Origin of the sequence: Streptomyces misionensis, from assembly GCF_007896895.1 — a bacterium.
Taxonomy (GTDB): Bacteria; Actinomycetota; Actinomycetes; order Streptomycetales; family Streptomycetaceae; genus Streptomyces; species Streptomyces misionensis_A.
In genome coordinates this window covers 11,205-33,455 of sequence record NZ_VOGW01000174.1, presented here as the reverse complement: position 1 = coordinate 33,455, position 22,251 = coordinate 11,205, and the positions used below count along the sequence as shown (strand labels likewise).

Genomic DNA, 22,251 nt, shown 5'->3' with positions numbered 1-22,251 from the left:
TGGGCGGCGGCGAGGGCGGGCGGCCGATGGCCCGCTGCATCCGGCACGCCTGCGCCTTCTGCACCCTGCTGCTGGCGGCCCTGCTGGTCAACGCGGCCCGGGTGCAGCTGGTGCAGGCCGGCACCTACACCGGCAACCCGGCCAACCGCCGGGCCGCCATCGCCCGTTACCAGCACCCGCGCGGCGACATCCTGGTCGGCGGCGAACCGGTCACCGGCTCCGTGGACACCCATGAGCAGCTGCGCTACGAACGCACCTACCGCAACGGCCCGTTGTACGCCCCGGTGACCGGGTTCGCCTCCCAGTCGTACGGCACCACGTTCCTGGAGCACACCGAGGACGGGGTGCTCTCCGGCACCGATCCGCTGCTCCAGCCGCTGCCGCTGTGGAACGACATGACGCGCGGGCGCAGTCCGGGCGGGAACGTGGTGACGACGCTCCACCGGGCGGCGCAGGAGGCGGCGTACCGGGGGCTCGCCGGCCGCAAGGGCGCGGTGGCCGCGATCGAACCGGCCACCGGCCGCGTCCTGGCCCTGGTGACCAGCCCCTCCTACGACCCGGCGCAGCTGTCCGGCAACGGCGAGTCGACGGCCTCGGCGTGGGCACGGCTCAACAGCGATCCGGAGAAGCCGATGCTCAACCGGGCGGTGCGCCAGACCTATCCGCCGGGTTCGACGTTCAAGGTGGTCACCGCGGCGGCGGCGCTGGACGCGGGGGTGGTCAGCGACCCGGACGCGCGCACCGACTCCCCCGACCCCTACCGGCTGCCCGGCACCCGGACCCGGCTGACCAACGAGGCCGACGGCTGCGCGGACACCTCGCTGCGGGACGCCTTCGAGTGGTCCTGCAACACGGTCTTCGCCAAACTCGGCGTGGACGTCGGGGTGCGGGACATGAAGAAGACGGCGGAGGCGTTCGGGTTCAACGACACCGCTGTGCGCATCCCGTTCTCGGTGGCGCCCAGCACCTTCGACTCCCACGTGGACCAGGCCCAGCTGGCGCTGTCGTCGATCGGGCAGTACAACACGCGGGCCACCCCGTTGCAGATGGCGATGGTCGCGGCGGCCGTCGCCGACGACGGCCGGCTGCACACGCCGTACCTGGTGGAGCGGACCACCCGGCGCGGGGGCGAGACGGTCTCCGGCGGTGGGACGCACCCGGTCCGCCAGGTGATGCGGCCGTCCACGGCGCGGCGGCTGAAGGATCTGATGACCGGCGTGGTCCGCGAGGGCACCGGCACCCGGGCGGCCATCCGGGGCGCGATCGTCGGCGGCAAGACCGGCACCGCCCAGCACGGGGTGGGCAACACCGGGGTGCCGTACGCCTGGTTCGTCTCGTGGGCGCAGGCCGACGACGCGGTGGAGCCGGGGGTGGCGGTCGCCGTGGTGGTGGAGGACGCCTCGGCGGACCGCGGCGAGATCAGCGGCGGCGGCGACGCGGCCCCGATCGCGCGGGACGTGATGCGCGCGGTGCTCGGCCGCTGAGACGGGGCTACCGACGGCGACCGGCCCGATCTACGGTTCGCCCATGACGGATACGGCAGCCGCGCACGAACTGGCCCAGGTCAACATCGCCCGACTCAAACACCCGCTGGACGCACCGCAGTTGAAGGACTTCGTGGACGGGCTCGACCCGGTGAACGCGGTGGCGGACGCCTCGGACGGCTTCCGCTGGCGGTTGCAGAGCACTTCCGGCAACGCGACCGACGTGCCGGTCCTCGGCGACCCGTGGCTGATCGTCAACATGTCGGTGTGGCGGGACACCAAGGCCCTGACCGCGTTCATGTACCGGGGCCGGCACCGGGAACTGCTGGCCCGGCGGCGGGAGTTCTTCGAGCACGTCGAGGAGGCGATGACCGCGCTGTGGTGGGTGCCGGCCGGCCACCGCCCGACGGTCGCCGAGGCGGAGGACCGGCTGCTGCACCTGCGGGCGCACGGCCCGACGGCGTACGCGTTCACCCTGCGGTCGCCGTTCGAGCCGGGCGCGGAGCCGGCGGTCAGAGAATCGGCTTGACCGCCTCGGAGCGGACCTGCATGGTCTGCCTGGCGAGCGCCGCCAGGTCGACGCTCGACGGGTCCTTCGAGACGGTCTCCGTGTCCACGATGGCCACGGTGGCGCCGGTGTTGTCGTCGGCCCAGGCGCACATGGGCAGCGTGACCGTGGTGCCGAGCTGGTCCTGCGTCAGCACCTCGCAGCTGACCGTGACCTCCAGGGCGAAGTCCTTCGGCGGCACGGCCACCTTGGCGCCGTCGGACTGGGCGGCGCCCTTCATCATGTTGCGCCGGGCCGTGTCGGTGTTCTTGAACCGGCCGTACATGCCCGACACCACCAGGGTGCCCTTGGTCTCGTCGCCGCCGAGGTTGTAGCTGCCGACGACGCCGTGGGTGTCCTTGGCGTCCCAGGCGCCGTCCGCCTCCTGCCCGATCTGCTTGCCCTCGGTGTCGGAGAGGTCCTTGGCCAGCTCGTACTTCCCGTCGAGCAGCGTCTGGGGCAGCGTCAGCTTCCGTTTCCCGTCGGGGAAGCTGGTCGCCGCCTTGTACCCGATCGCGCCGAGCGCGACCAGACCGCCCACGATCAGGACGACGACACCGCCGACGATCCCGAGGACCAGACCGACCCGGCTCTTCTTCGGGGGCGGCGGCACCACGGGCGGCATGCCGTTCCAGCCCTGGTACGGGGGCTGCGGCTGCTGGGGCTGCTGCGGGTAGGGCTGCTGCGGGTACGGCGAGCCGTACGGGCCGGGGTTCTGCGGAGGCTGCTGGCCGTAGGGGCCGGGATTCTGCGGAGGCTGCTGGCCGTAGGGGCCGGGATTCTGCGGAGGCTGCCGGCCGTACGGGCCGGGATTCTGCGGAGGCTGCCGGCCGTACGGGGGCTGCCCGCCGTACGGGGGCTGCGGCTGATCGGGGTACGGCGGCGGCTGCGGAGGCATGGACACGCCAGCACGCTACTGCACGAGGGTGGACAAAGGGCCATCGAGGCCGGAATCAGCCGTCTTCCCGGCCCTCCCCCTCCCGGATCGCCTCCGTCACCTCGGCCACCCGCTCCCGCTCCTCCGCCGCGAACCGCTCGGCGTCCAGCCGGTCGGCCAGCTCCTCGTCCTGCGCCATCAGCTGGTCCAGGTTCGCGTCCCCCATCTCCAGCACGCCCATGTCGACGTAGGCCCGCTGGAGCCGCTCGCCCCACAGGCCGATGTCCTTGACGCAGGGCACGATGCGGCTGAACAGCAGCTTGCGGAAGAGCTGGAGGAACTCCGAGCGCTCGCTGAGCCGTTCGGCCTCGGCGCGCGCGATGCCGAAGTTCTCCAGCACCTCCACCCCGCGCAGCCGGTCGCGCATCAGATGGCAGCCCTCGATGACGAACTCCTCGCGCTCGCGCAGTTCGGCGTCGGTGAGCCGGCGGTAGTAGTCGCGCAGCGCCATCCGTCCGAAGGCCACGTGCCGGGCCTCGTCCTGCATGACGTAGGTCAGGATCTGCCGGGGCAGCGGCTTGGTGGTGGTGTCCCGGATCATCCCGAACGCGGCCAGCGCGAGGCCCTCGATGAGCACCTGCATGCCGAGGTACGGCATGTCCCAGCGGCTGTCGCGCAGGGTGTCGTCCAGCAGCGACCGGAGGTTGTCGTTGATCGGGTAGAGGAGCCCGATCTTCTCGTGCAGGAACCGGCCGTAAATCTCGGCGTGCCGGGCCTCGTCCATGGTCTGGGTCGCGGAGTAGAACTTGGCGTCCAGGTCGGGCACCGACTCCACGATCCGGGCCGCGCAGATCATCGCCCCCTGCTCGCCGTGCAGGAACTGGCTGAACTGCCAGGAGGCGAAGTGCCGCCGCAGCTCGCCCTTGTCCTTGCCGGTCATCCGGTCCCAGTACGGCGTCCCGTACAGGACCATCGCCTCGTCGGGGGTGCCGAGCGCGTCGAAGGGATCGACCTCCAGGTCCCAGTCGATGCGCCTGGTCGCGTCCCACTGCTTGTCCTTGCCCTTCTGGTACAGGGCCAGCAGGCGGTCGCGTCCGTCGTCGTACTCCCAGCTGAACCTGGCCGCACCGGACGCGGGCACGTGCCAGGCGGGGTCTCCGGGCTCGTTGGCGTACAGGTCATGGGTGGGCATACCTCGCAGGCTCACACGCGCGGGCGCGGTCAACAAGTCCTGCGCAGGGGATTGACGGCCTTGCTGACAAGCAGTCTCATAAGTGACTGGACGACATACCCCCGGGTAACGAGGTGACGGAGCCATGACGACCCTGACGGAAGCGGACGCGCTGGACGGCCTGCGCGATGCGCTCGGCCTGCTCAAGGACCGGGAACAGGTGGCCGAACGACTGCTCGTCTCCTCCGCCAAGCACTCCTTCGACCCGGACAAGGAGCTGGACTGGGAGGCGCCCTTCGAGGAGGGCAAGTGGTTCTGGCCGCCGGAGCTGGTGTCGCTGTACGACACCCCGATGTGGCGGCGGATGAGCGAGGAGCAGCGCATCCTCCTCTCCCAGCACGAGGCGGCGGCGCTGGCCTCGCTCGGCATCTGGTTCGAGATCATCCTGATGCAGCTGCTGGTCCGGCACATCTACGACAAGGCGGCCACGAGCGCGCACGTCCGCTACGCCCTCACCGAGATCGAGGACGAGTGCCGCCACTCCAAGATGTTCGCACGGCTGATCTCGCACGGCGGCACCCCCTGGTACCCGGTCAGCAAGGTCCACCTGAACCTGGGCCGCCTCTTCAAGACCATCTCCACGGCCCCCGGCTCCTTCACGGCGACCCTGCTGGGCGAGGAGATCCTGGACTGGATGCAGCGGCTGACCTTCCCGGACGAGCGGGTGCAGCCGCTGATCCGGGGCGTCACCCGCATCCACGTGGTGGAGGAGGCCCGCCATGTCCGCTACGCCCGCGAGGAGCTGCGCCGCCAGATGGTGACCGCCCCGCGCTGGTCCCAGGAGTTCACCCGGGTCACCTCCGGCGAGTTCGCCCGCGTCTTCTCCGTCGCGTTCGTCAACCCCGACGTCTACACCAACGTCGGCCTCGACAAGCGCGAGGCCATGGCCCAGGTCAAGGCCAGCGCCCACCGCCGGGAGGTCATGCAGACCGGTGCCAAGCGGCTGACCGACTTCCTGGACGACATCGGGGTGCTGCGGGGCGTCGGGCGGCGGCTGTGGCGGTCCTCGGGCCTGCTGGCGTGACCACCGGCCGCCGGGGCCGCGGCCAGGAGGCGTCCGAGACCGTCTCCCGGTCGTGGCCCCGGCTCCGTGGCCGCCGACCTGGGTCAGACGAAGCGGGTGGGCGGGGACGGCGTACCGGCGGCGAGGGCGTCGAGGGCCGCACGGGCGTCGTCCAGCATGGCCGAGGGGACAAGGTCCGCCATCGTGAGCACGGAGCGGTACTCCGCCTCCGCCTCGGCGAGCCGGCCGAGGTGGACGAGTGCGTGAGCCATGTGCAGGTGGGCCGTGCCCGCCCGTTCGTGCCAGCCGTGGGCCGTGAGCCGCCCCCGGGCGAGACGCAGGGCGTCGACGGCCTCCTGCCAGCGCCCCTGGTTGAGGTGCGCGAACGACACGTAGAACGTGGCGAACGTGACCGTGGTGTCCCGCACGTTGGGCGGAATGCGGTCGCGGTGTTCGGAGGCGTCGAGGAGGTCCATCACCTCGTCGTAGGCCGCGACGGCCTGCCGCGGGCGACCGGCCTTCTCCGCCACCCTGATGGTCATGTTCGACGCCGCCAGGTACCCGTTGACCTCGTCGGCCCGCGCGAACAGCTCCTTGGCGCGCTGATAGTGGTCGGCGGCGGGCGGCAGGTCGTCGACCAGGGCGTGCAGTCCGCCGAGATGGTGGTGGGCCCAGGCCTGCTGAGTCACGTCCCCGCACTTCTCGGCGATGGCGAGCGCGTGCCGGGCTTCGCCGACCGCCTTGTCGTGGCGGCGTTCGCCGATCCAGTAGGCCCCGGCCAGGTTGTTGCGGTGACTGGCCTCCCGTACCGGGTCGCCGAGGGCTGCCGCGGCCTCGGCGGAGCGTTTGTACACCTCGATCCAGTGCCCCCAGGACACCCAGTGGTCGGAGAACCAGATCGTCGCGTCCGCGACCTCGACGACCTTGGCGTGTTCACCGGCCTCCGCGGCCTCGCGGAAGGCGGCGAGCCAGTTGTCGCTCTCCGTCTTCATCCACCGCGTCGCCTGCTCGCGGTCGTCGAGGGCGACCAGCCTGCCGGGGGCCGGCGGCGGCGCACCGTGGTCCGGCTCGTACCAGCGGCCCGCGAGGACGGCCGTGTCCAGCAGCCAGGCCCGCAGGCGGGCTCTTGCGGCGACCGACGCCTCGTCGCCGTCCTCGGCACGGCGGCGAGCCCCCGCGTACAGCCGCAGAAGATCGTGAATGCGATAGCGGTCCCCGCGCGAGGCCGTCAGCAGACCCGCGTCGAGCAGCTCCTCCAACAGGTCTTCGGCCGCCGGCAGGGACGTGTCCGCGAGCACGGCCGCCGACGGACCGCTGAAATCCGCCCCGGGCAGCAGCGACAGCAACCGGAACATGCGGGCGGTGCCGGAGGCCAGACGCGAATAGGAGAGGGCGAAGGCGGTGTTGACACGGAGGTCTCCGGCGCTGAGAGCCTCCAGCCTGCGCTCCTCGTCGGCGAGCCGGTCGGCGAGCCGTTGCAGGCTCCAGTTGGTGCGGGCGGCCGCCCAGTTCGCGGCCACCCGCAGGGCCAGGGGAAGGTGCCCGCACAACTCGGTCACGGCGCGGACGGCCGCGGGCTCCGCGTCGGTGCGGTCGGCGCCGACCACGGCCCGGAGCAGCGAGGCGGAGTCCTCCCGGGTCAGGGTGCCGAGCTCCACACGGTGCACTCCCTCCAGACCGGCGAGCGTGCGTCGGCTGCTCACCACGAGAAGGAGCCCTCCCCCGCGCGGCAGCAACGGTCTGACCTGTGCCTCGCTGCCGACGTTGTCGAGGACGACGACCGCGCGGAGAGCGGCCGCGGTCGCCTGGAACCGGGCGAGACGCTCCTCGGCACTGCGCCGGCCCAGCTCGGCGTCGGCCACGCCCCAGGCGCCCAGCAGGCGCAGCACGGCCTGATCCGCCGAGAGCGGCTGTGCGTCGAGGCCCCGCATGTCGATCAGGAACGCTCCGTCCGGAAAGGACGGAGCGGACTCCTCGGCCAGTCTGACCGCCAAGGTGGTCTTGCCGCTGCCGGGCGGCCCGGACAGCACCGCCACCGGAGCCGGTGAGCGTCCCGCGCCCTCCGCCCGGGACTCCGTGACGAACCGCTGCACGAGGGCCCGCAACGCGGCCAGCTCCGCGTGCCGGCCCACGAAGTCCCGCACGCCTCTGGGCAGCGTGTAGGGCGACGCCGGCGGGACGGAAGGCTGCGCCGCGGGACGTCCGGCGCGCAGGGCCGCCAGCAGTTCGGAGTGCGCCGCCCCGTCCAGTTCCAGACCCTGGGCCAGCGCGGTGACCGTGCCGCGCTGCGGACGAAGACTCCGGCCCCGTTCCATGTCACCGATCGCGCGCACCGAGACGCCGGACGCCTCGGCGAGCTCCTCGATCGTCCAGCGGCGGGCCAGCCGCAACGCTCGCAGCAGTCCGCCGAACGGCGTCGCTCCGACGCCTCCCCCACCCGCGTTCACGACGCCGATCCTATGTCGCGGCCGTGCGGGTGAGGGTGACCAGCGCGGCGACGCCCGAGACGGCGAGGGCCTCGTCGCCGGGGTCGTCGGTCAGGGCCGCGTCGAGGCGGCCGAGGGCTCCGCCCGCCGTTTCGAGGACGGCGGACCCCTCCAGCACCACGGCGAGCAGCGTGCCCCCGGCGGGGGCCGAGAACGCCCTCCGCCCGCGGACGATCTCCACCCGTGCGGCGGCCCGGCCGCGCCGGGTCATCACGTTGAAGTCGACGAGCGGACCCCCGAGCAGCCGGCAGTCGGTGGCCGCGTCACCGGGGAAGGCGAAGGGGACGTAGCGCTCGGCCACGGTGTGCGGGGTCCCGTCGACGGTCAGCACCATGCCGGGGCCGTCGACCAGCGTGATGATCCGCTCGACCCCCTCGAAGCGGGAGAACGGGCCGCCCCGGTCCACGTCGGCGAGGCTGACGCGCCACGCGAAGTCCGACGTCCCCGCGCCGACCGGCGCCGCGGCGATCTCACGGGTCAGCCCGCCCCCGTTCTTCCACGGCGCCGCCGGGCGTCCGTCCGCCCTCAACACCCGCACCGTCATCGCGCACTCCCTCTCGTCCGCCGTCGCTGCCGCCGGCCCGGCCCCCTGTGTGTATCCGGTGGTCTCCCGGATGTCGAGCGCCCGCCGCGGGCCCGGCGCTCCCCCGGGCCCGCACGTTACGCTGCGTGGCATGACCCCGCAGGCCGCCACCCCCGCCTACCGCCGGCTCAGCGTCGAGGAGCGCCGGCGCCAGCTGCTCGACGCCGCGCTGTCCCTGTTCGCGCACCGGGCGCCCGAGGACGTGTCGCTGGACGACGTGGCGGAGGCGGCCGGGGTGTCTCGGCCGCTGGTGTACCGGTACTTCCCGGGCGGCAAGCAGCAGTTGTACGAGGCCGCGCTGGGGTCGGCCGCCGACGCGCTGCGGCAGTGCTTCGACGAGCCCCGCCAGGGGCCGATGCTGGCCCGGCTGACCCGCGCCCTGGAGCGCTATCTGGCCTTCGTGGACGAGCACGACACCGGGTTCGCGGCGCTGCTGCGGGGCGGCAGCGTGGCGGAGACCTCGCGCACCACGGCCATCGTGGACGGGGTGCGCCGGGCCGCCGCCGAGCACATCCTCAGCCACCTCGGCGCCGCCGACGCCGGCCCCCGGCTGCGGATGACCGTGCGGATGTGGATCACGGCCGTGGAGGCGGCCTCCCTGATCTGGCTGGACGAGGACAAGCAGCCGCCCGCCGACGAGCTGCGCGACTGGCTGGTGGACCAGTTCGTCGCCGTCCTCTCGGTCACCGCGGCCCGCGACGAGCAGACCGCCGCCCTCGTCGGCACCTTCGCGCGCGATGGCCGAGACTGAGACCGTGAAGAGCCAGGACACCCCGTTCGAGGGCGGCCCCATGGACGGACGGGTGCTGCCCGTCCTGGTCGGCCCGACCGGGCACCCCCCGAAGACGTACCGCATCCCCGTCCCCGCCCCGGACGGCGGCCCGCCCACCGTGTACGTGTACCGGCGGGTGCCGCGCGGCCACAGCAAGCGACTCGGGCTGATCCAGGGCTGGAAGTACGCGTACGACCCCGACGACACCTCCGGCGGCCGGCTCCGCTGGCCCTGGTCCGGGCCCCGTGCCACACGGCCCGGCAAGCCGGGTGACACGCACGGGTGACAAGGATGCGCCGAACCGCCCACACGCGGCGCGCGCCCCACCCGGATACGTCTGATTATCGCGGTGCGATAGGGCCCGGCAATGCGCCCACCCCTTCCGCACCCGAGGTGATGACGTGTCAGGAAAGCTGCTGCGCCTGGCCTGTACGGCCGCCGTCGCGGCCCAGGCCGCCCTCGCGCCGGTGCCCGCCGGCGCCGCACCGCAGCCGCAGCGGTCCGTCTCCCAGCTGCTGACGGACCTGCAGACGCTCTACCGGCAGACCGAGCAGGCCACCGAGACCTACGACGCCACCGCCGACCGGCTCCAGCGGCAGAAGGCCGAGGTGACGCGGCTCGACGGCGAACTGGCCCGGGCCCGGATCGCGCTCCAGGACAGCCGCGCCGACGCCGGCCGGCTGGCCCGCCAGCAGTACCAGAGCGCGTCCGGCCTCGGTCCCTACATCAGCCTCCTGCTCGCCCCCGACCCGCAGCAGGTGCTGGACGAGAGCCATGTCATCGAGGAACTCGCGCGCCAACGCGCCCGTACGGTCGACCGGTTGACCGGCGCCGAGCGGCGCAAGGACGCCGTGGCCCGCGCCGCCCGCAAGGCCCTCGACACCCAGCAGTCGCTGGCCGGCCGGCAGAAGAAACAACGCGACGCCGTGCAGACCAAGCTCCACGACGTGGAACGCCTGCTGGCGGCCCTCTCCCCGGACCAGCTGGACGCCGTCACCCGCCTGGAACAGCAGGGCGTCGACGCGGCCCAGAAGGCCCTCACCGCCGCGGGTTCGCTCCCCGACGACCGCCCGGCCTCCCCACGGGGCGAAAGCGCCGTCCGCTTCGCCATGAAGCAGCTCGGCAAGCCCTACGTCTGGGGCGCCCAGGGCCCGTCGGCCTACGACTGCTCCGGCCTGACCTCCCAGGCCTGGCAGCACGCGGGCACCCCGATCCCCCGCACCAGCCAGGAGCAGTGGAGACGGCTGCGCCGGGTGCCGCTGCGCCGACTGCGCCCCGGCGACCTGGTGATCTACTTCCCGGAGGCGACCCACGTGGCCATCTACGTGGGCGACGGGAAGGTCGTACAGGCCCCGCGGCCGGGAGCCTCGGTCAAGATCTCACCCCTGGCGTCCAATCCGGTCCTCGGCGCCGTACGCCCGGGATAGCGCCCCTCGGGGGCGCGGGGAGCCGCCCGCGCCCCCGCGGTGGTCAGGCCCCGGCGACGGACGCCAGGTAGGCCTGCGTCTTGTCCGGCTCGTAGAAGAAGTTCTCGAAGTCCGCCGGGTTGTCGAACCCGTTGGCGAACCGGTCCGCCACCGGCTGCAGCTGCCCGGCCGCGCCGATGAGGTTCAGGACGTGCTCCGGCGGCGGCGCCAGCATCGCGTTCGTCCACTTGGTGACGTGCTGCGCCGTCGCCCAGTACCGGTCGAACGTCTCGCGCATCCACGCCTCGTCGAACGGCTGGTCCCCGCGCTCCAGGATCGACGCGAGGTACGCGGCCGCGCACTTGGACGCGGAGTTGGAGCCCTGGCCGGTGATCGGGTCGTTGGCCACGACCACGTCGGCCACGCCGAGCACCAGACCGCCCGAGGGCAGCCGCCCGATCGGGTTGCGCACGGTCGGCGCGTACCGGCCGGCCAGCGTGCCGCCCGCGTCGGTCAGTTCGACCTTCGTCGCCCGCGCGTACTCCCAGGGCGTGAACCGCTCCATGAGTTCCAGGGTCAGGGAGAGGTGCTCGGCCGGGTCCTTGACGCCGTTGAAGACGTCGAGCGGGCCGCCGGGTATGCCCTCCCAGAACAGGATGTCGGCGCGCCCGGAGACGGTGAACGTCGGCATGACGAACAGCTCGCCGACGCCCGGCACCAGGTTGCAGCGGACCGCGTCGAACTCCGGGTGCTCCGGGCGCGGGCCCGGCAGGCGCGGGCTCGGTGGGTGCGGGCTCGTCGGTCGCCGGGTCCGTGACCGGGAGCAGCAGCTCCATCGTGGTCTCGGCGAAGGTCTCCAGCGGCGCCTTCGGCCGGGCCTCGGTCTCCTCCGCGCCGGGGCCGGCCTGCTCGTGCACGGCCTCGTCACCGGCCGGTCCGGCCGCCTTCTCCGGCTCGGACTCGGATTCCGGTTCGGGCCGCGGCTCGGACTCGGTCTCCGGCTCGGACTCGGGCTGCGGCTCCGGCTCGGACGCGGAGTGAGGCTCAGGCCGGGACTTGGGCTGCGGCTGGGACTCCACCCCGGCGTCCCGCACCGCCTTCTCCGCCAGCGCGACCAGCGGATCGGTCGCGTCCGGCTGCTCGCTCTGCCCGGCCTGGTCGGCGCCGTCCTTCGGGCGGGTCGGCAGGACGTTGGAGTTGACCTCGGCGGCGGCGCCCGGCAGGGAGAAGGTGCCGGTGGTGGAGGTGGCCGTCTGCGCGGGTACGGCGGTGGCGGGGGCGTCGGCGAGGAGGGTGGCCGGCAGCACCACGACCGCCGCGACACCGCCCTGCTTCTGCTCGCGCAGCTGCACCCGCACCCCGTGCCGGTGGGCGAGGCGGGCCACGACGTACAGGCCGAGCCCGAGGCCGTCGTCGCCCTCCTGGTCGTAGGCCGAGTCGGGGTCGAAGTCGGCGAGCCGGGCGTTGAGGCGGGTGAGGCGGTCCTCCGCCATGCCGATGCCCTCGTCCTGGACGGAGAGCATGACCTCGCCGGACTCCAGCAGCCAGCCGGAGACCTCGACCGGCACGTCCGGCGGGGAGAACGTGGTGGCGTTCTCCATCAGTTCCGCCAGCAGGTGGGAGAGGTCGTCGGCGGCGAAGCCCACGAGGTGGGCGTGCGGCGGCAGCGCGGCGATGCGGACCCGCTCGTAGCGTTCGATCTCGCTGACCGCCGCGCGGACCACGTCGACCAGCGGGACCGGCGCGTGGTGCTGCTGGACGTGCTCGGTGCCGGCGAGGACCAGCAGGTTCTCGCTGTGCCGGCGCATCACCGTGGCGAAGTGGTCCAGCTTGAACAGGGTGGCCAGCCGCTCGGGGTCCTGCTCCCGCTCCTCCAGGCCCTCGATCACGGCGAGCTGGCGCTCGACCAGGCCGAGGGTGCGCAGCGCCAGGTTGACGAAGGTGCCGCCGATGCCGGCGCGCACCCGCCGCAGCTCGGCGGTGACGTCGGCGAGTTCGGCGCGCAGTTCCTCGCGGGCGTCCGCCATCTTCTGCCGCTGCCGGACCAGGTGCTTGCGGTCGGTCTCCAGGGTGGCGACGCGTTCGTGCAGGGCGACGGCGTGCGCGTGCAGGGCGTTGACGGAGCGGACGACCTGCGCGAACTCGTCGTTGCGGCCGGTGAACGCGATGGGCTCGCGGCTCGCCGGGTCGCCCTGCTCGGCGAGCCGGGCGGAGCCGCGGCGCAGCACGGACAGGGGCCGGGTGAGGGTGCGGGCCATCGCCGTGGCGATGCCGACGGCGACCAGCATCAGCACACCGAGGGCGGCGACCCGGATCTCCAGGGCGGTGACGTCGTCGTCCCGCAGCCGCTCCAGGTCCTTGGTGCGGTGGTCGTAAAAGGCCGACTCCGCGCCGCGCATCAGGTCGATGCGGCCGGACAGGGCCGCGTCCAGCTTCTTGGTGCTGGTGGCGAACGCGCTGTCGGGGAGGGAGGGCCGGGCGGTGAAGGTGTCCAGGTACTTCTCGGCCGAGTTGACGTCGGAGCCGGTGACCGTGGAGGCGTAGGCGTCGACGGCCGGCTTGGGGGCGGTCTCGCGGAAGTCGGCGAGGGCCGCGTCGGAGCGCAGCCGGGCCTGCTGGGCGGCGGCGACGAGCGCGTCGCGCTGCTTGCGGTCCGCCTCGCCGGGGACCGTCGTGGTGGTGGGCAGGCCGGTGACCGGGCTGATCACCGTCTGGGTGGTGGCGGGCACGTTCAGCGCGGCGAGCAGCAGGCCGCGGGCGGCGGCGGACTGCTGGACGGCGGTGTCCAGCTCGGCGAGCGCGTGCGCGCCGGAGCCCGCCCGCGGGGGCGTCCTGTCGGCGAGCTGCTCGGCGAGCCGGTGCAGTTCGGTGATGGCGGCCGAGTAGGCCTGGTGGGTCTCCAGCGCCGTGCTCTTGCCGGTGAGGGCGGAGCGGCGGACGGCGGAGACGGCGTCGAGGTCGCCGCGCAGGCTCGCCGGGGTGCCGCTGTCGGCGCGCAGGTCCTCCACCAGGCGGTCGACGCGGGTGCTGCGGTCCTCGGAGGGCGCCTTGGACCGCGGGCGCCCGGCCGCCACGTAGGAGGTGACCTCGTCGCGCTCGTCGGCCAGGGCGTTGGCGAGCGCGAGGGCGTCCTGGGTACGGGCGGCCAGGGTCACCAGTTCCTGGGAGTCGCCGACGTCGCCGGACGCGGTGAGCAGGGCGGGAGCCCCGGCCCCCGCGACGGCCGCGGCCACCACGGCGACGGCGACGATCAGCCGGTTGCGCACATGCGTGGGCCGGCCGGTGCCCACGGGAGTCTCGGGGACGGTCCCCTGGGGGGCCGTCTGCCTGCCTGTGCGCCGAGGCCGCTTCATCTGCACCGGTGCTCGCATTCCTGAACTCGTCTACCCAAGGGCCCGGGTGGCGCCCCGTCAGCTCGGTGCCAAGTGGTGCGTGCACCCGGTTCGTACGGTTCCCGACCCTCCCAGCGCCGGTGGGCAGTGGTCGCGCATCACCTGACCCGCCACCCGAAGGAGTGAACCCCGGAGGGGAGTTGGCGGGCAAGTTCCTCTGGCGTGTGCCGGGCCGCCGCACGGCGGGCCGGTTGGACGCACGGGGCAGGGTTTGGCAATATTCGCCACCGCGCTTTTCCGGAGTGGGCCATTCCCTCCCAAACCAGGCGGCTTGCCCCCGCGGTCATGTCAAACCGTGGGTGATTGCCAGCCTTTGGCGGAACTCGTGAAGGGCTCGTGCAGACTGGCCGGATGCGAACTGATCTCGTTTCGGAACCCGGTGACACCACCCGACCCAACGAGGACTTCGCCGGTGTCGGACTACCCGCCTCCGGACAGGGCGGTTGCGTGATCTTGCTGGATGGAGTGACACCGCCCGCCGCCGAGACGGGTTGTCTGCATTCCGTCCCCTGGTTCACGGCGCGGCTCGGCGGTGCGTTGACCGAACTGACCGTTTGGGGACGAGATCTGACGCTGACGGAGATCCTTTCCCGCGCGATCGAACGCACCGCGCACGCACACGCGCGAACCTGTGAGCTTTCTCACCCGCGCACCCCTCAGGCGACGGTCGTCCTGGCCCGCTGGGGTGCGGAGGAGGTCGAGTACCTGGTGCTCTGCGACTCGGTGCTGCTGCTGCGCTCGCCCCGGGGCGAGGTCACCGCGGTGCTGGACGACCGGCTCGCCCGGCTGCCCCGCTCCGCGCTCGCGAGCGACGCGGTGGTGGACGCCACCCTGCGCAACAAGGAGGGCGGGTTCTTCACGGCCGCGGCGGACCCCGCGGTGGCCGCCCGCGCCCGCTGGCCGTCCTGGTCACGGCCCTGCTCGCGGCGGCGGCCTGCGCCCTCCCCGCCGGCTCCGCCCAGGCCGCGTCCACGCCCACCCGCGGCACCGCCCACATGGGCATGGGCGTCGCGGCCCACGACGGCACGCACGGCACCCCCACCAGTGGCGACGCCACCCAGACCGAGGGCGTGGACGTCTCCAACTACCAGGGCAACGTGGCCTGGTCCACCCTCTACGGCAGCGGTGTGCGCTGGGCGTACACGAAGGCGACGGAGGGCACGTACTACACGAACCCGTCGTTCACCCAGCAGTACAACGGCTCGTACAACGTGGGCATGATCCGCGGCTCGTACCACTTCGCGACCCCGGACACCACCAGCGGCGCCACCCAGGCGAGCTACTTCGTGGCACACGGCGGCGGCTGGTCCAAGGACGGCAAGACACTGCCCGGCGCGCTCGACATCGAGTGGAACCCGTACGGCGCCGACTGCTACGGCAAGACCGCGAGCCAGATGGTCAGCTGGATCGCGGACTTCCTGAACACGTACAAGTCCCTCACCGGCCGGGACGCCGTGATCTACACCGCCACCAGCTGGTGGACCGAGTGCACCGGCAACTACGCCGGCTTCGCGGCCAACAACCCGCTGTGGATCGCCCGCTACGCCACGGACCCGGGGACGCTGCCGGCCGGCTGGTCGTACTACACGATGTGGCAGTACACCTCCTCCGGCCCGACCGTCGGCGACCACGACAAGTTCAACGGCGCGCTCGACCGCGTCCAGGCCCTCGCCAACGGCTGACGGCCCCCGGCACGGCAGAGGCCCGGGCCTCCCTCACGGGACCCGGGCCTCGCCTTCCCACGGCGTCCGTCACGCCGCCACGGGAACCTCCGGCGCCACGCCCTCGACGGCGGGCGCCAGCGCCAGCTCCAGGACCTGGCGGACGTCGGCGACGGTGTGCACCTCCAGCTTGTCCAGCACCTCGGCCGGGACGTCGTCCAGGTCGGCCTCGTTGCGCTTGGGGATGATCACGGTGGTCACCCCGGCGCGCTGGGCGGCGAGCAGCTTCTGCTTCACACCGCCGATCGGCAGCACCCGGCCGGTCAGCGAGACCTCGCCGGTCATCGCCACGTCCGTGCGGACCAGACGGCCGGAGAGCAGCGAGGCCAGCGCGGTGGTCAGCGTGATGCCCGCGCTCGGGCCGTCCTTGGGGACGGCGCCCGCCGGGAAGTGGATGTGCACGCCCCGGTCCTTCAGGTCGGTCACCGGCAGCCCCAGTTCGGCACCGTGGCTGCGCAGGAAGCTCAGCGCGATCTGCGCCGACTCCTTCATCACGTCGCCCAGCTGACCGGTGAGGGTCAGGCCCGCCGCGCCCGTCTCCGGGTCGGCGAGGGACGCCTCCACGAAGAGCACGTCGCCGCCCGCGCCGGTGACCGCGAGCCCGGTCGCCACCCCGGGCACGGCCGTACGGCGCTCGGCCGGGTCCTGCGCCGACTCGGGCACGTGCCGCGGCCGGCCGAGCAGGGCGCGCAGATCGCCGTCCGCGACGGTGCACGGCAGCTCCCGCTCACCCAGCTCGTGCTGGGCCGCGATCTTGCGCAGCAGCCGGGCGATCGACCGCTCCAGCGTGCGCACACCCGCCTCCCGCGTGTACTCCCCGGCGAGCCTGCGCAGCGCGCTCTCCTCCAGGATGACCTCGCTCCGGTCCAGGCCCGCCCGCTCCAGCTGGCGCGGGAGCAGGTGGTCCCGGGCGATGACGACCTTCTCGTCCTCGGTGTAGCCGTCCAGGCGCACGATCTCCATGCGGTCGGCCAGCGCCTCCGGGATCGCCTCCAGGACGTTGGCCGTGGCGAGGAAGACGACGTCGGACAGGTCCAGTTCCACCTCCAGGTAGTGGTCCCGGAAGGTGTGGTTCTGCGCCGGGTCGAGCACCTCCAGGAGGGCGGCGGCCGGGTCGCCCCGGAAGTCCGAGCCCACCTTGTCGATCTCGTCCAGGAGCACCACCGGGTTCATGGACCCGGCCTCCTTGACGGCCCGCACGATCCGGCCGGGCAGCGCGCCGACGTACGTACGGCGGTGACCGCGGATCTCGGCCTCGTCGCGGACGCCGCCGAGCGCGACGCGGACGAACTTGCGGCCCATGGCGTGCGCGACGGACTCGCCGAGGCTGGTCTTGCCGACGCCGGGCGGTCCGACGAGCGCGAGCACGGCGCCCCCGCGCCGCCCGCCGATCACGCCGAGGCCGCGGTCGCCGCGCCGCTTGCGCACGGCCAGGTACTCGGTGATGCGTTCCTTGACGTCCTCCAGGCCCGCGTGTTCCGCGTCGAGGATCTCCTTCGCGCCGCGGATGTCGTAGGCGTCCTCGGTCCGCTCGTTCCAGGGCATCTCCAGGACGGTGTCCAGCCAGGTGCGGATCCAGGAGCCCTCGGGCGACTGGTCGGAGGACCGCTCCAGCTTGTCGACCTCCTTCAGCGCGGCCTCGCGCACGTTCTCCGGCAGATCGGCGGCCTCCACGCGGGCGCGGTAGTCGTCGGACTCCTCGCCCTCCTTCTCGCCGTTCAGCTCGCGCAGTTCCTTGCGGACGGCCTCCAGCTGACGGCGCAGCAGGAACTCGCGCTGCTGCTTGTCCACGCCCTCCTGGACGTCCTTGGCGATGGTCTCGGCCACGTCCTGCTCGGCGAGGTGGTCGCGCAGCTGCTGGGTGGCGAGCCGCAGCCGGGCCACCGGGTCGGCGGTCTCCAGGAGTTCGACCTTCTGCTCGGTGGTCAGGAAGGGCGAGTACCCGGAGTTGTCGGCGAGCGCGGAGACGCCGTCGATGGCCTGGACGCGGTCCACGACCTGCCAGGCGCCGCGCTTGCGCAGCCAGCTGGTGGCCAGCGCCTTGTACTCCTTCACGAGTTCGGCGACCTGGCCGGGCAGCGGGTCCGGCACGGTCTCCGCCACCTGGGCGCCCTCGACCCACAGCGCGGCGCCGGGACCGGTGGTGCCGGCGCCGATGCGCACGCGGCTGCGGCCGCGGACCAGAGCACCGGGGTCGCCGTCGGCCAGCCGGCCGACCTGCTCGACCGTGCCCAGCACGCCGGTCCGCGCGTAGGTGCCGTCGATCCGCGGCACCAGCAGCACCCTGGGCTTGCCGGGTTCCGAGCGGGCGGCGGCCTGCGCGGCCTCCACCGCGGCCCGTACCTCGGCGTCGCTCAGGTCCAGCGGAACCACCATGCCGGGCAGCACGACCTCGTCGTCGAGCGGCAGCACGGGCAGGACGAGCGTGAACGCCGGTGACTCAGCAGCCATGATCTCCCCTTAGGCAGTCAACTTGAGCTATGCCGACTCAATGTTTGCCGCGCAGAGAATGTTCCCAACGGGGTGTTCGCTGTGAGCGATCACGGATCGCCGCAGGTGGGAGGCGCGTTCACGGCTGGTCGCGCGACGACCCGCCCCTGTCGGCGGACTTCGCCCAGCGGCGCACGAACGGCCAGGCCGCCGCGCCGATCGCCAGGGCGGCCAGATGGCCCCAGTCGGTCAGGGGGTCCGTGTAGGCGAACAGGTCGGCCAGCAGGACGGCCGCCGTGCAGCCGAGGAGTGGGCGGCCGAGCCAGGGGCGCAGCAGGCCCGCCAGGGCGCCGGTGCACGCGGCGACGCCGAAGCTGATGCCGTAGTCGAGACGGTGCAGGGAGGTCGCCGGCAGGTGACCGGCCAGCACCGCGAGGCCCACCGGGACCTCCGTCGCCAGCGTGGCCAGCACGTGCCCGGCGAGGAAGACGCAGGCCGTCCGCGCCCCGCCGACGCGCCGTTCCAGCGCGGTCAGCACCAGGACGAACGCGGCCGAGAACGGCGAGACGATCCCGCCCGCGATCCACAGCGCGCTGGCCAGCAGCGCCACCGCGGGCGAGCGCACCAGATGGGCCACGTCGGTGCTGGAGCCCTGGTGGAGCGCGTACACCAGGGAGGGCGGCGCCAGGGCCGCGAACAGCGAGGTGGCGGCGAGGACCGCCGCGAACCCAAAGGTGAACGGCGTCCCGGCGGGCGTCGGCAGCAGCCGCCAGGGCCGTGCGCGCGGCGGCAGCGGCCGACGGCGGGCCGGCGGCACCCAGGGCGCGGCGGCCCGCTGATGCGGCACGCCGTCCAGCAGGTCCGTGCCCACGGGGTCCGGCGCGGTCCGTTCCACGGTGGGGCGCTCCTTCCGTCGCGGCCCACCTTCGGCGCCGCGGCAAGCCGCTGTCTATGACCGACGCCACGGGAGGGCGGATTCACGGCAACCTCCTACGTTCCGGCCGCGCCGCGCTCCCGGCCCGGCATCCGCAATTACCGTGAAAGAAACGTGCCGTTCGAGCAGGATGGTCCCCATGGCTGCCACCGACGACTCCCCCGTGGTCCTGGACCGGCGTGACGGCCCGTACGGCGAAGTGGTGCTGCGCAGACACGGCGCGCTGCTCCAGATCATCGCCAACGGCTGCTTCCTGATGGACACTTCCGACGGCCGCTCGGAGCGGCTGCTGGTCGACCGCGCGTACGACGCCCTCGACGGGCGGCCGGCGCCGTCGGTGCTGGTCGGCGGCCTGGGCGTCGGGTTCTCACTCGCACACGCGTCCGAAGATCCCCGCTGGGGACGGATCGTGGTCGTGGAGCGGGAGCGCGCGGTCGTCGACTGGCACCGCGCGGGCCCCCTGTCCGCACTGACCTCGGCCGCGCTCGCCGACCCGCGCACCGAGATCGTGGAAGCCGACCTCGTCCGTTACGTCAATGAGACATCGGACACGTTCGACGCGCTGTGCCTCGACATCGACAACGGCCCCGGCTGGACCGTCACCGAGGACAACGAAAGCCTGTACTCGCCCGCCGGACTGGCTTCCTGCGCAAGGGTGTTGAGGCCCGGCGGGGTGCTCGCCGTATGGTCGGCGAAGCCGTCTCCGGAATTTGAAGGAACCTTGCGGAATGCCGGGTTCCGACAGGTGCGTACCGAAGAGGTGCCCGTTGCCCGGGGAGTTCCGGACGCCGTGCACCTCGCCGTCCGCCCTGGATAGCGACGGCACGGCCGATCCCCGTAATGTGCTGCCCTGACGCCGATCTTTCGCGCGTCGATCGCAGTCATGGGATCACCCCACGGATTCCGGAAAGCAACAAACAGGGGCGGGCGATGGAGCAGACACACACCTCCCAGAGCGGCGCGGCGGCGACTACCACTCCCGGCGCCCAGCGCCGGGTGCTGGTCGTCGAGGACGACCCCACGATCGTCGACGCCATCGCGGCCCGGCTCCGCGCCGAGGGCTTCCTGGTGCAGACCGCGGCCGACGGACCGGCCGCCGTCGACACGGCCGAGGCCTGGCAGCCCGATCTGCTGATCCTCGACATCATGCTGCCCGGCTTCGACGGCCTGGAGGTCTGCCGGCGCGTGCAGGCCCAGCGCCCGGTGCCGGTGCTGATGCTCACCGCGCGGGACGACGAGACGGACATGCTGGTCGGGCTCGGCGTCGGCGCCGACGACTACATGACCAAGCCGTTCTCCATGCGCGAGCTGGCCGCGCGGGTGCACGTGCTGCTGCGCCGGGTGGAGCGGGCCGCCATCGCCGCCTCCACGCCCCGCTCCGGCATCCTGCGCCTCGGCGAGCTGGAGATCGACCACGCGCAGCGCCGGGTGCGGGTGAAGTCCGAGGACGTCCACCTCACCCCCACCGAGTTCGACCTGCTGGTGTGCCTGGCCAACACCCCGCGCGCGGTGCTCTCCCGCGAGCAGCTGCTGGCCGAGGTGTGGGACTGGGCGGACGCCTCCGGCACCCGCACCGTCGACAGCCACATCAAGGCGCTGCGCCGGAAGATCGGCGCCGAGCGGATCCGCACCGTGCACGGTGTCGGCTACGCCCTGGAGACGCCCACCCCGTGAGCGGAAACGGGCGCCAGGCCACAGGCGGGAACCCCCGGCCCCGCGCCGAGGATCCCTGGGGCGGCGTGCGCCCGTTCTCGATCAAGACCAAGCTGGGCGCGCTGGTCGTCATCGCGGTCCTGATCACCACCGGTCTGTCGATCGTCGCGGTGCACACCAAGACGGAGCTCCGCTTCATCATGGTGTTCTCGATGATCGCCACCCTGCTGATCACCCAGTTCGTGGCGCACTCGCTCACCATGCCGCTGGACGAGATGAACGCGGTGGCCCGCTCCATCTCCCAGGGCGACTACACCCGCCGGGTGCGCGAGTCCCGCCGGGACGAGCTGGGCGACCTGGCCCAGACGATCAACGTCATGGCCGACGAGCTGGAGGCCCAGGACCTCCAGCGCAAGGAACTGGTCGCCAACGTCTCCCATGAGCTGCGCACCCCCATCGCCGGGCTGCGGGCCGTCCTGGAGAACATCGTCGACGGGGTCACCGAGGCCGATCCGGAGACCATGCGGACGGCCCTGAAACAGACCGAGCGCCTCGGCCGGCTGGTGGAGACGCTGCTGGACCTGTCCCGGCTCGACAACGGCGTCGTACCGCTCAAGCTGCGGCGCTTCGAGGTGTGGCCGTATCTGTCGGGCGTGCTGAAGGAGGCCAACATGGTCGCCTCGGCGCGCGCTGGCATCGCCTCCGGCTCCGGCAGCCACACCCGCACCGACGTCCATCTGCACCTGGACGTCTCCCCGCCGGAACTGACCGCGCACGCCGACCCCGAGCGCATCCACCAGGTCGTCGCCAACCTGATCGACAACGCGGTCAAGCACAGCCCACCGCACGGCAGGGTCACCGTGAAGGCCCGCCGCGGGCCCCAGCCGGACTCGCTGGAGCTGGAGGTGCTGGACGAGGGTCCGGGCATCCCCCGCTCGGAGTGGCACCGCGTCTTCGAGCGGTTCAACCGGGGCGCCGTCACCCGGCCGCACGGCCCCGGCAGCGACGGCGGCACGGGGCTCGGCCTGGCGATCGCCCGCTGGGCCGTGGATCTGCACGGCGGCCGGATCGGTGTGGCCGAATCCGAGCGAGGCTGCCGGATCATCGTCACCCTTCCGGGACTGAACTCCCCTTCAAGTTGACGTAAAGTTCCAGCGAAGGCACAAGATCCACGACCGTCCGCGCCGTCTTCGCGCAGCTGGACACGTGTGATCGGCACCAGCCCGCGCCGGCCGTGGAAACCCCGGGGCGCAGGGCCGGCCCCGCGCACCCCGGCATACCCGGAACCACGCTTGTTTCCCGCCATTTCAAGCCCTGAAACAAGATTTTCGATGTGACTTACACGACGATGAACCTGCCCGACCTGACCTTCCCCGTCTCCAAGGCGTAGCCTTTATTCCCGCTGTCCATCACCTTGTGAAGCGGAAGAGGGCGGTTGCCGCCGTGTCGCCACAGTCCCCCAGTAACCCGAGCTCCACCACCACCGACGACCAAGCCGGGAAGAACCCCGCGGCCGCCTTCGGTGCGAACGAGTGGCTCGTCGACGAGATCTATCAGCAGTACCTCCAGGACCCGAATTCGGTAGACCGCGCCGGGCTTGTCATCGGCGCAGCAGTCCCACCAGGCGCGGTCTACCGAATTCGGGTCCTGGAGGTTCTGCTGATAGATCTCGTCGACGAGCCACCCGTTCGCACCGCAGGCGGCCGCGGGGTTATTCCCGGCTTGGTCGTCC

The 22,251-nt window shown here is 72.7% G+C and carries 16 protein-coding genes and 4 pseudogenes; 12 read left to right on the top strand and 8 right to left on the bottom strand.

The features are described from left to right. Nucleotides 1-26: 26 nt before the first annotated feature. Nucleotides 27-1,484, top strand: coding sequence for a penicillin-binding transpeptidase domain-containing protein (locus FRZ03_RS28880; RefSeq protein WP_186785678.1), 1,458 nt, complete (start codon nucleotides 27-29; stop codon nucleotides 1,482-1,484). 43 nt (nucleotides 1,485-1,527) lie between these two features. Continuing rightward, nucleotides 1,528-2,013 carry a DUF3291 domain-containing protein gene (locus FRZ03_RS28875; protein WP_146468044.1) on the top strand — a complete coding sequence of 162 codons (486 nt, stop codon included), beginning with the start codon at nucleotides 1,528-1,530 and terminating at the stop codon, nucleotides 2,011-2,013. Here the strand turns inward: FRZ03_RS28875 and FRZ03_RS28870 are convergent. Beyond that, nucleotides 1,997-2,929, bottom strand: coding sequence for a hypothetical protein (locus tag FRZ03_RS28870; protein WP_146468075.1), 933 nt, complete (start codon nucleotides 2,927-2,929; stop codon nucleotides 1,997-1,999). The two genes, FRZ03_RS28875 and FRZ03_RS28870, sit on opposite strands and share 17 nt — an antisense overlap. A gap of 55 nt (nucleotides 2,930-2,984) precedes the next feature. Continuing rightward, a complete protein-coding gene (locus FRZ03_RS28865) occupies nucleotides 2,985-4,100 on the bottom strand; it encodes a ferritin-like domain-containing protein (RefSeq protein ID WP_146468043.1) in 1,116 nt (371 codons plus the stop codon). Between the two features lie 124 nt (nucleotides 4,101-4,224). Here FRZ03_RS28865 and FRZ03_RS28860 point away from each other — a divergent pair, with 124 nt between their 5' ends. Continuing rightward, on the top strand, nucleotides 4,225-5,163 hold the full coding sequence (locus FRZ03_RS28860; RefSeq protein WP_146468042.1) for an AurF N-oxygenase family protein: 939 nt from the start codon (nucleotides 4,225-4,227) through the stop codon (nucleotides 5,161-5,163). Between the two features lie 83 nt (nucleotides 5,164-5,246). On the opposite strand, the gene FRZ03_RS28855 is transcribed toward FRZ03_RS28860, so the two are convergent. Then, nucleotides 5,247-7,589 (bottom strand): helix-turn-helix domain-containing protein, encoded by a 2,343-nt coding sequence (locus tag FRZ03_RS28855; RefSeq protein ID WP_146468041.1) that lies wholly within the window; start codon nucleotides 7,587-7,589, stop codon nucleotides 5,247-5,249. 10 nt (nucleotides 7,590-7,599) lie between these two features. After that, a complete protein-coding gene (locus FRZ03_RS28850; RefSeq protein WP_146468040.1) occupies nucleotides 7,600-8,172 on the bottom strand; it encodes a HutD/Ves family protein in 573 nt (190 codons plus the stop codon). A gap of 130 nt (nucleotides 8,173-8,302) precedes the next feature. Here FRZ03_RS28850 and FRZ03_RS28845 point away from each other — a divergent pair, with 130 nt between their 5' ends. From FRZ03_RS28845 to FRZ03_RS28835, 3 genes are all read left to right on the top strand, one after another. Beyond that, entirely contained in the window at nucleotides 8,303-8,962 is a 660-nt protein-coding gene (locus tag FRZ03_RS28845) for a TetR/AcrR family transcriptional regulator (RefSeq protein ID WP_146468039.1), read from the top strand. After that, a complete protein-coding gene (locus FRZ03_RS28840) occupies nucleotides 8,949-9,269 on the top strand; it encodes a hypothetical protein (RefSeq protein WP_186785674.1) in 321 nt (106 codons plus the stop codon). Before FRZ03_RS28845 ends, FRZ03_RS28840 begins: the two co-directional genes overlap by 14 nt. Before the next feature lie 115 nt (nucleotides 9,270-9,384). Continuing rightward, nucleotides 9,385-10,410 (top strand): C40 family peptidase, encoded by a 1,026-nt coding sequence (locus FRZ03_RS28835; protein WP_146468038.1) that lies wholly within the window; start codon nucleotides 9,385-9,387, stop codon nucleotides 10,408-10,410. Nucleotides 10,411-10,453: 43 nt separating this feature from the next. Here the strand turns inward: FRZ03_RS28835 and FRZ03_RS28830 are convergent. Both FRZ03_RS28830 and FRZ03_RS28825 read right to left on the bottom strand, forming a co-directional pair. Further along, nucleotides 10,454-11,155: pseudogene (locus tag FRZ03_RS28830) on the bottom strand (styrene monooxygenase/indole monooxygenase family protein); the annotation flags it as partial. Next, a pseudogene (locus FRZ03_RS28825) lies at nucleotides 11,133-13,748 on the bottom strand (sensor histidine kinase); the annotation flags it as partial. The pseudogenes FRZ03_RS28825 and FRZ03_RS28830, both read right to left, overlap by 23 nt. A gap of 384 nt (nucleotides 13,749-14,132) precedes the next feature. On the opposite strand from FRZ03_RS28825, the pseudogene FRZ03_RS40640 reads away from it, so the two are divergent. After that, nucleotides 14,133-14,675 (top strand): annotated as a pseudogene (locus FRZ03_RS40640) (hypothetical protein); the annotation flags it as partial. A gap of 2 nt (nucleotides 14,676-14,677) precedes the next feature. Beyond that, nucleotides 14,678-15,463: a lysozyme gene (locus tag FRZ03_RS28815; protein WP_398661284.1), complete on the top strand. Its 786-nt coding sequence runs from the start codon at nucleotides 14,678-14,680 to the stop codon at nucleotides 15,461-15,463. Nucleotides 15,464-15,532: 69 nt separating this feature from the next. Here FRZ03_RS28815 and lon read toward each other — a convergent pair whose 3' ends face one another. Continuing rightward, a complete protein-coding gene (gene lon, locus FRZ03_RS28810) occupies nucleotides 15,533-17,953 on the bottom strand; it encodes an endopeptidase La (protein WP_146468036.1) in 2,421 nt (806 codons plus the stop codon). A gap of 118 nt (nucleotides 17,954-18,071) precedes the next feature. Then, on the bottom strand, nucleotides 18,072-18,827 hold the full coding sequence (locus tag FRZ03_RS28805) for a rhomboid-like protein (RefSeq protein WP_261399388.1): 756 nt from the start codon (nucleotides 18,825-18,827) through the stop codon (nucleotides 18,072-18,074). Between the two features lie 178 nt (nucleotides 18,828-19,005). On the opposite strand from FRZ03_RS28805, the gene FRZ03_RS28800 reads away from it, so the two are divergent. The 4 genes and pseudogenes from FRZ03_RS28800 to FRZ03_RS41470 all read left to right on the top strand — a co-directional run. Then, a complete protein-coding gene (locus FRZ03_RS28800) occupies nucleotides 19,006-19,683 on the top strand; it encodes a spermidine synthase family protein (RefSeq protein ID WP_146468035.1) in 678 nt (225 codons plus the stop codon). A gap of 113 nt (nucleotides 19,684-19,796) precedes the next feature. Continuing rightward, a complete protein-coding gene (locus tag FRZ03_RS28795) occupies nucleotides 19,797-20,540 on the top strand; it encodes a response regulator transcription factor (RefSeq protein WP_070026761.1) in 744 nt (247 codons plus the stop codon). Then, nucleotides 20,537-21,661, top strand: coding sequence for a HAMP domain-containing sensor histidine kinase (locus FRZ03_RS28790; protein ID WP_146468034.1), 1,125 nt, complete (start codon nucleotides 20,537-20,539; stop codon nucleotides 21,659-21,661). The genes FRZ03_RS28795 and FRZ03_RS28790 overlap by 4 nt, the downstream gene beginning before the upstream one ends. Before the next feature lie 301 nt (nucleotides 21,662-21,962). After that, nucleotides 21,963-22,148, top strand: a pseudogene (locus tag FRZ03_RS41470) (2-oxoglutarate dehydrogenase E1 subunit family protein); the annotation flags it as partial. Nucleotides 22,149-22,251: the final 103 nt, after the last annotated feature.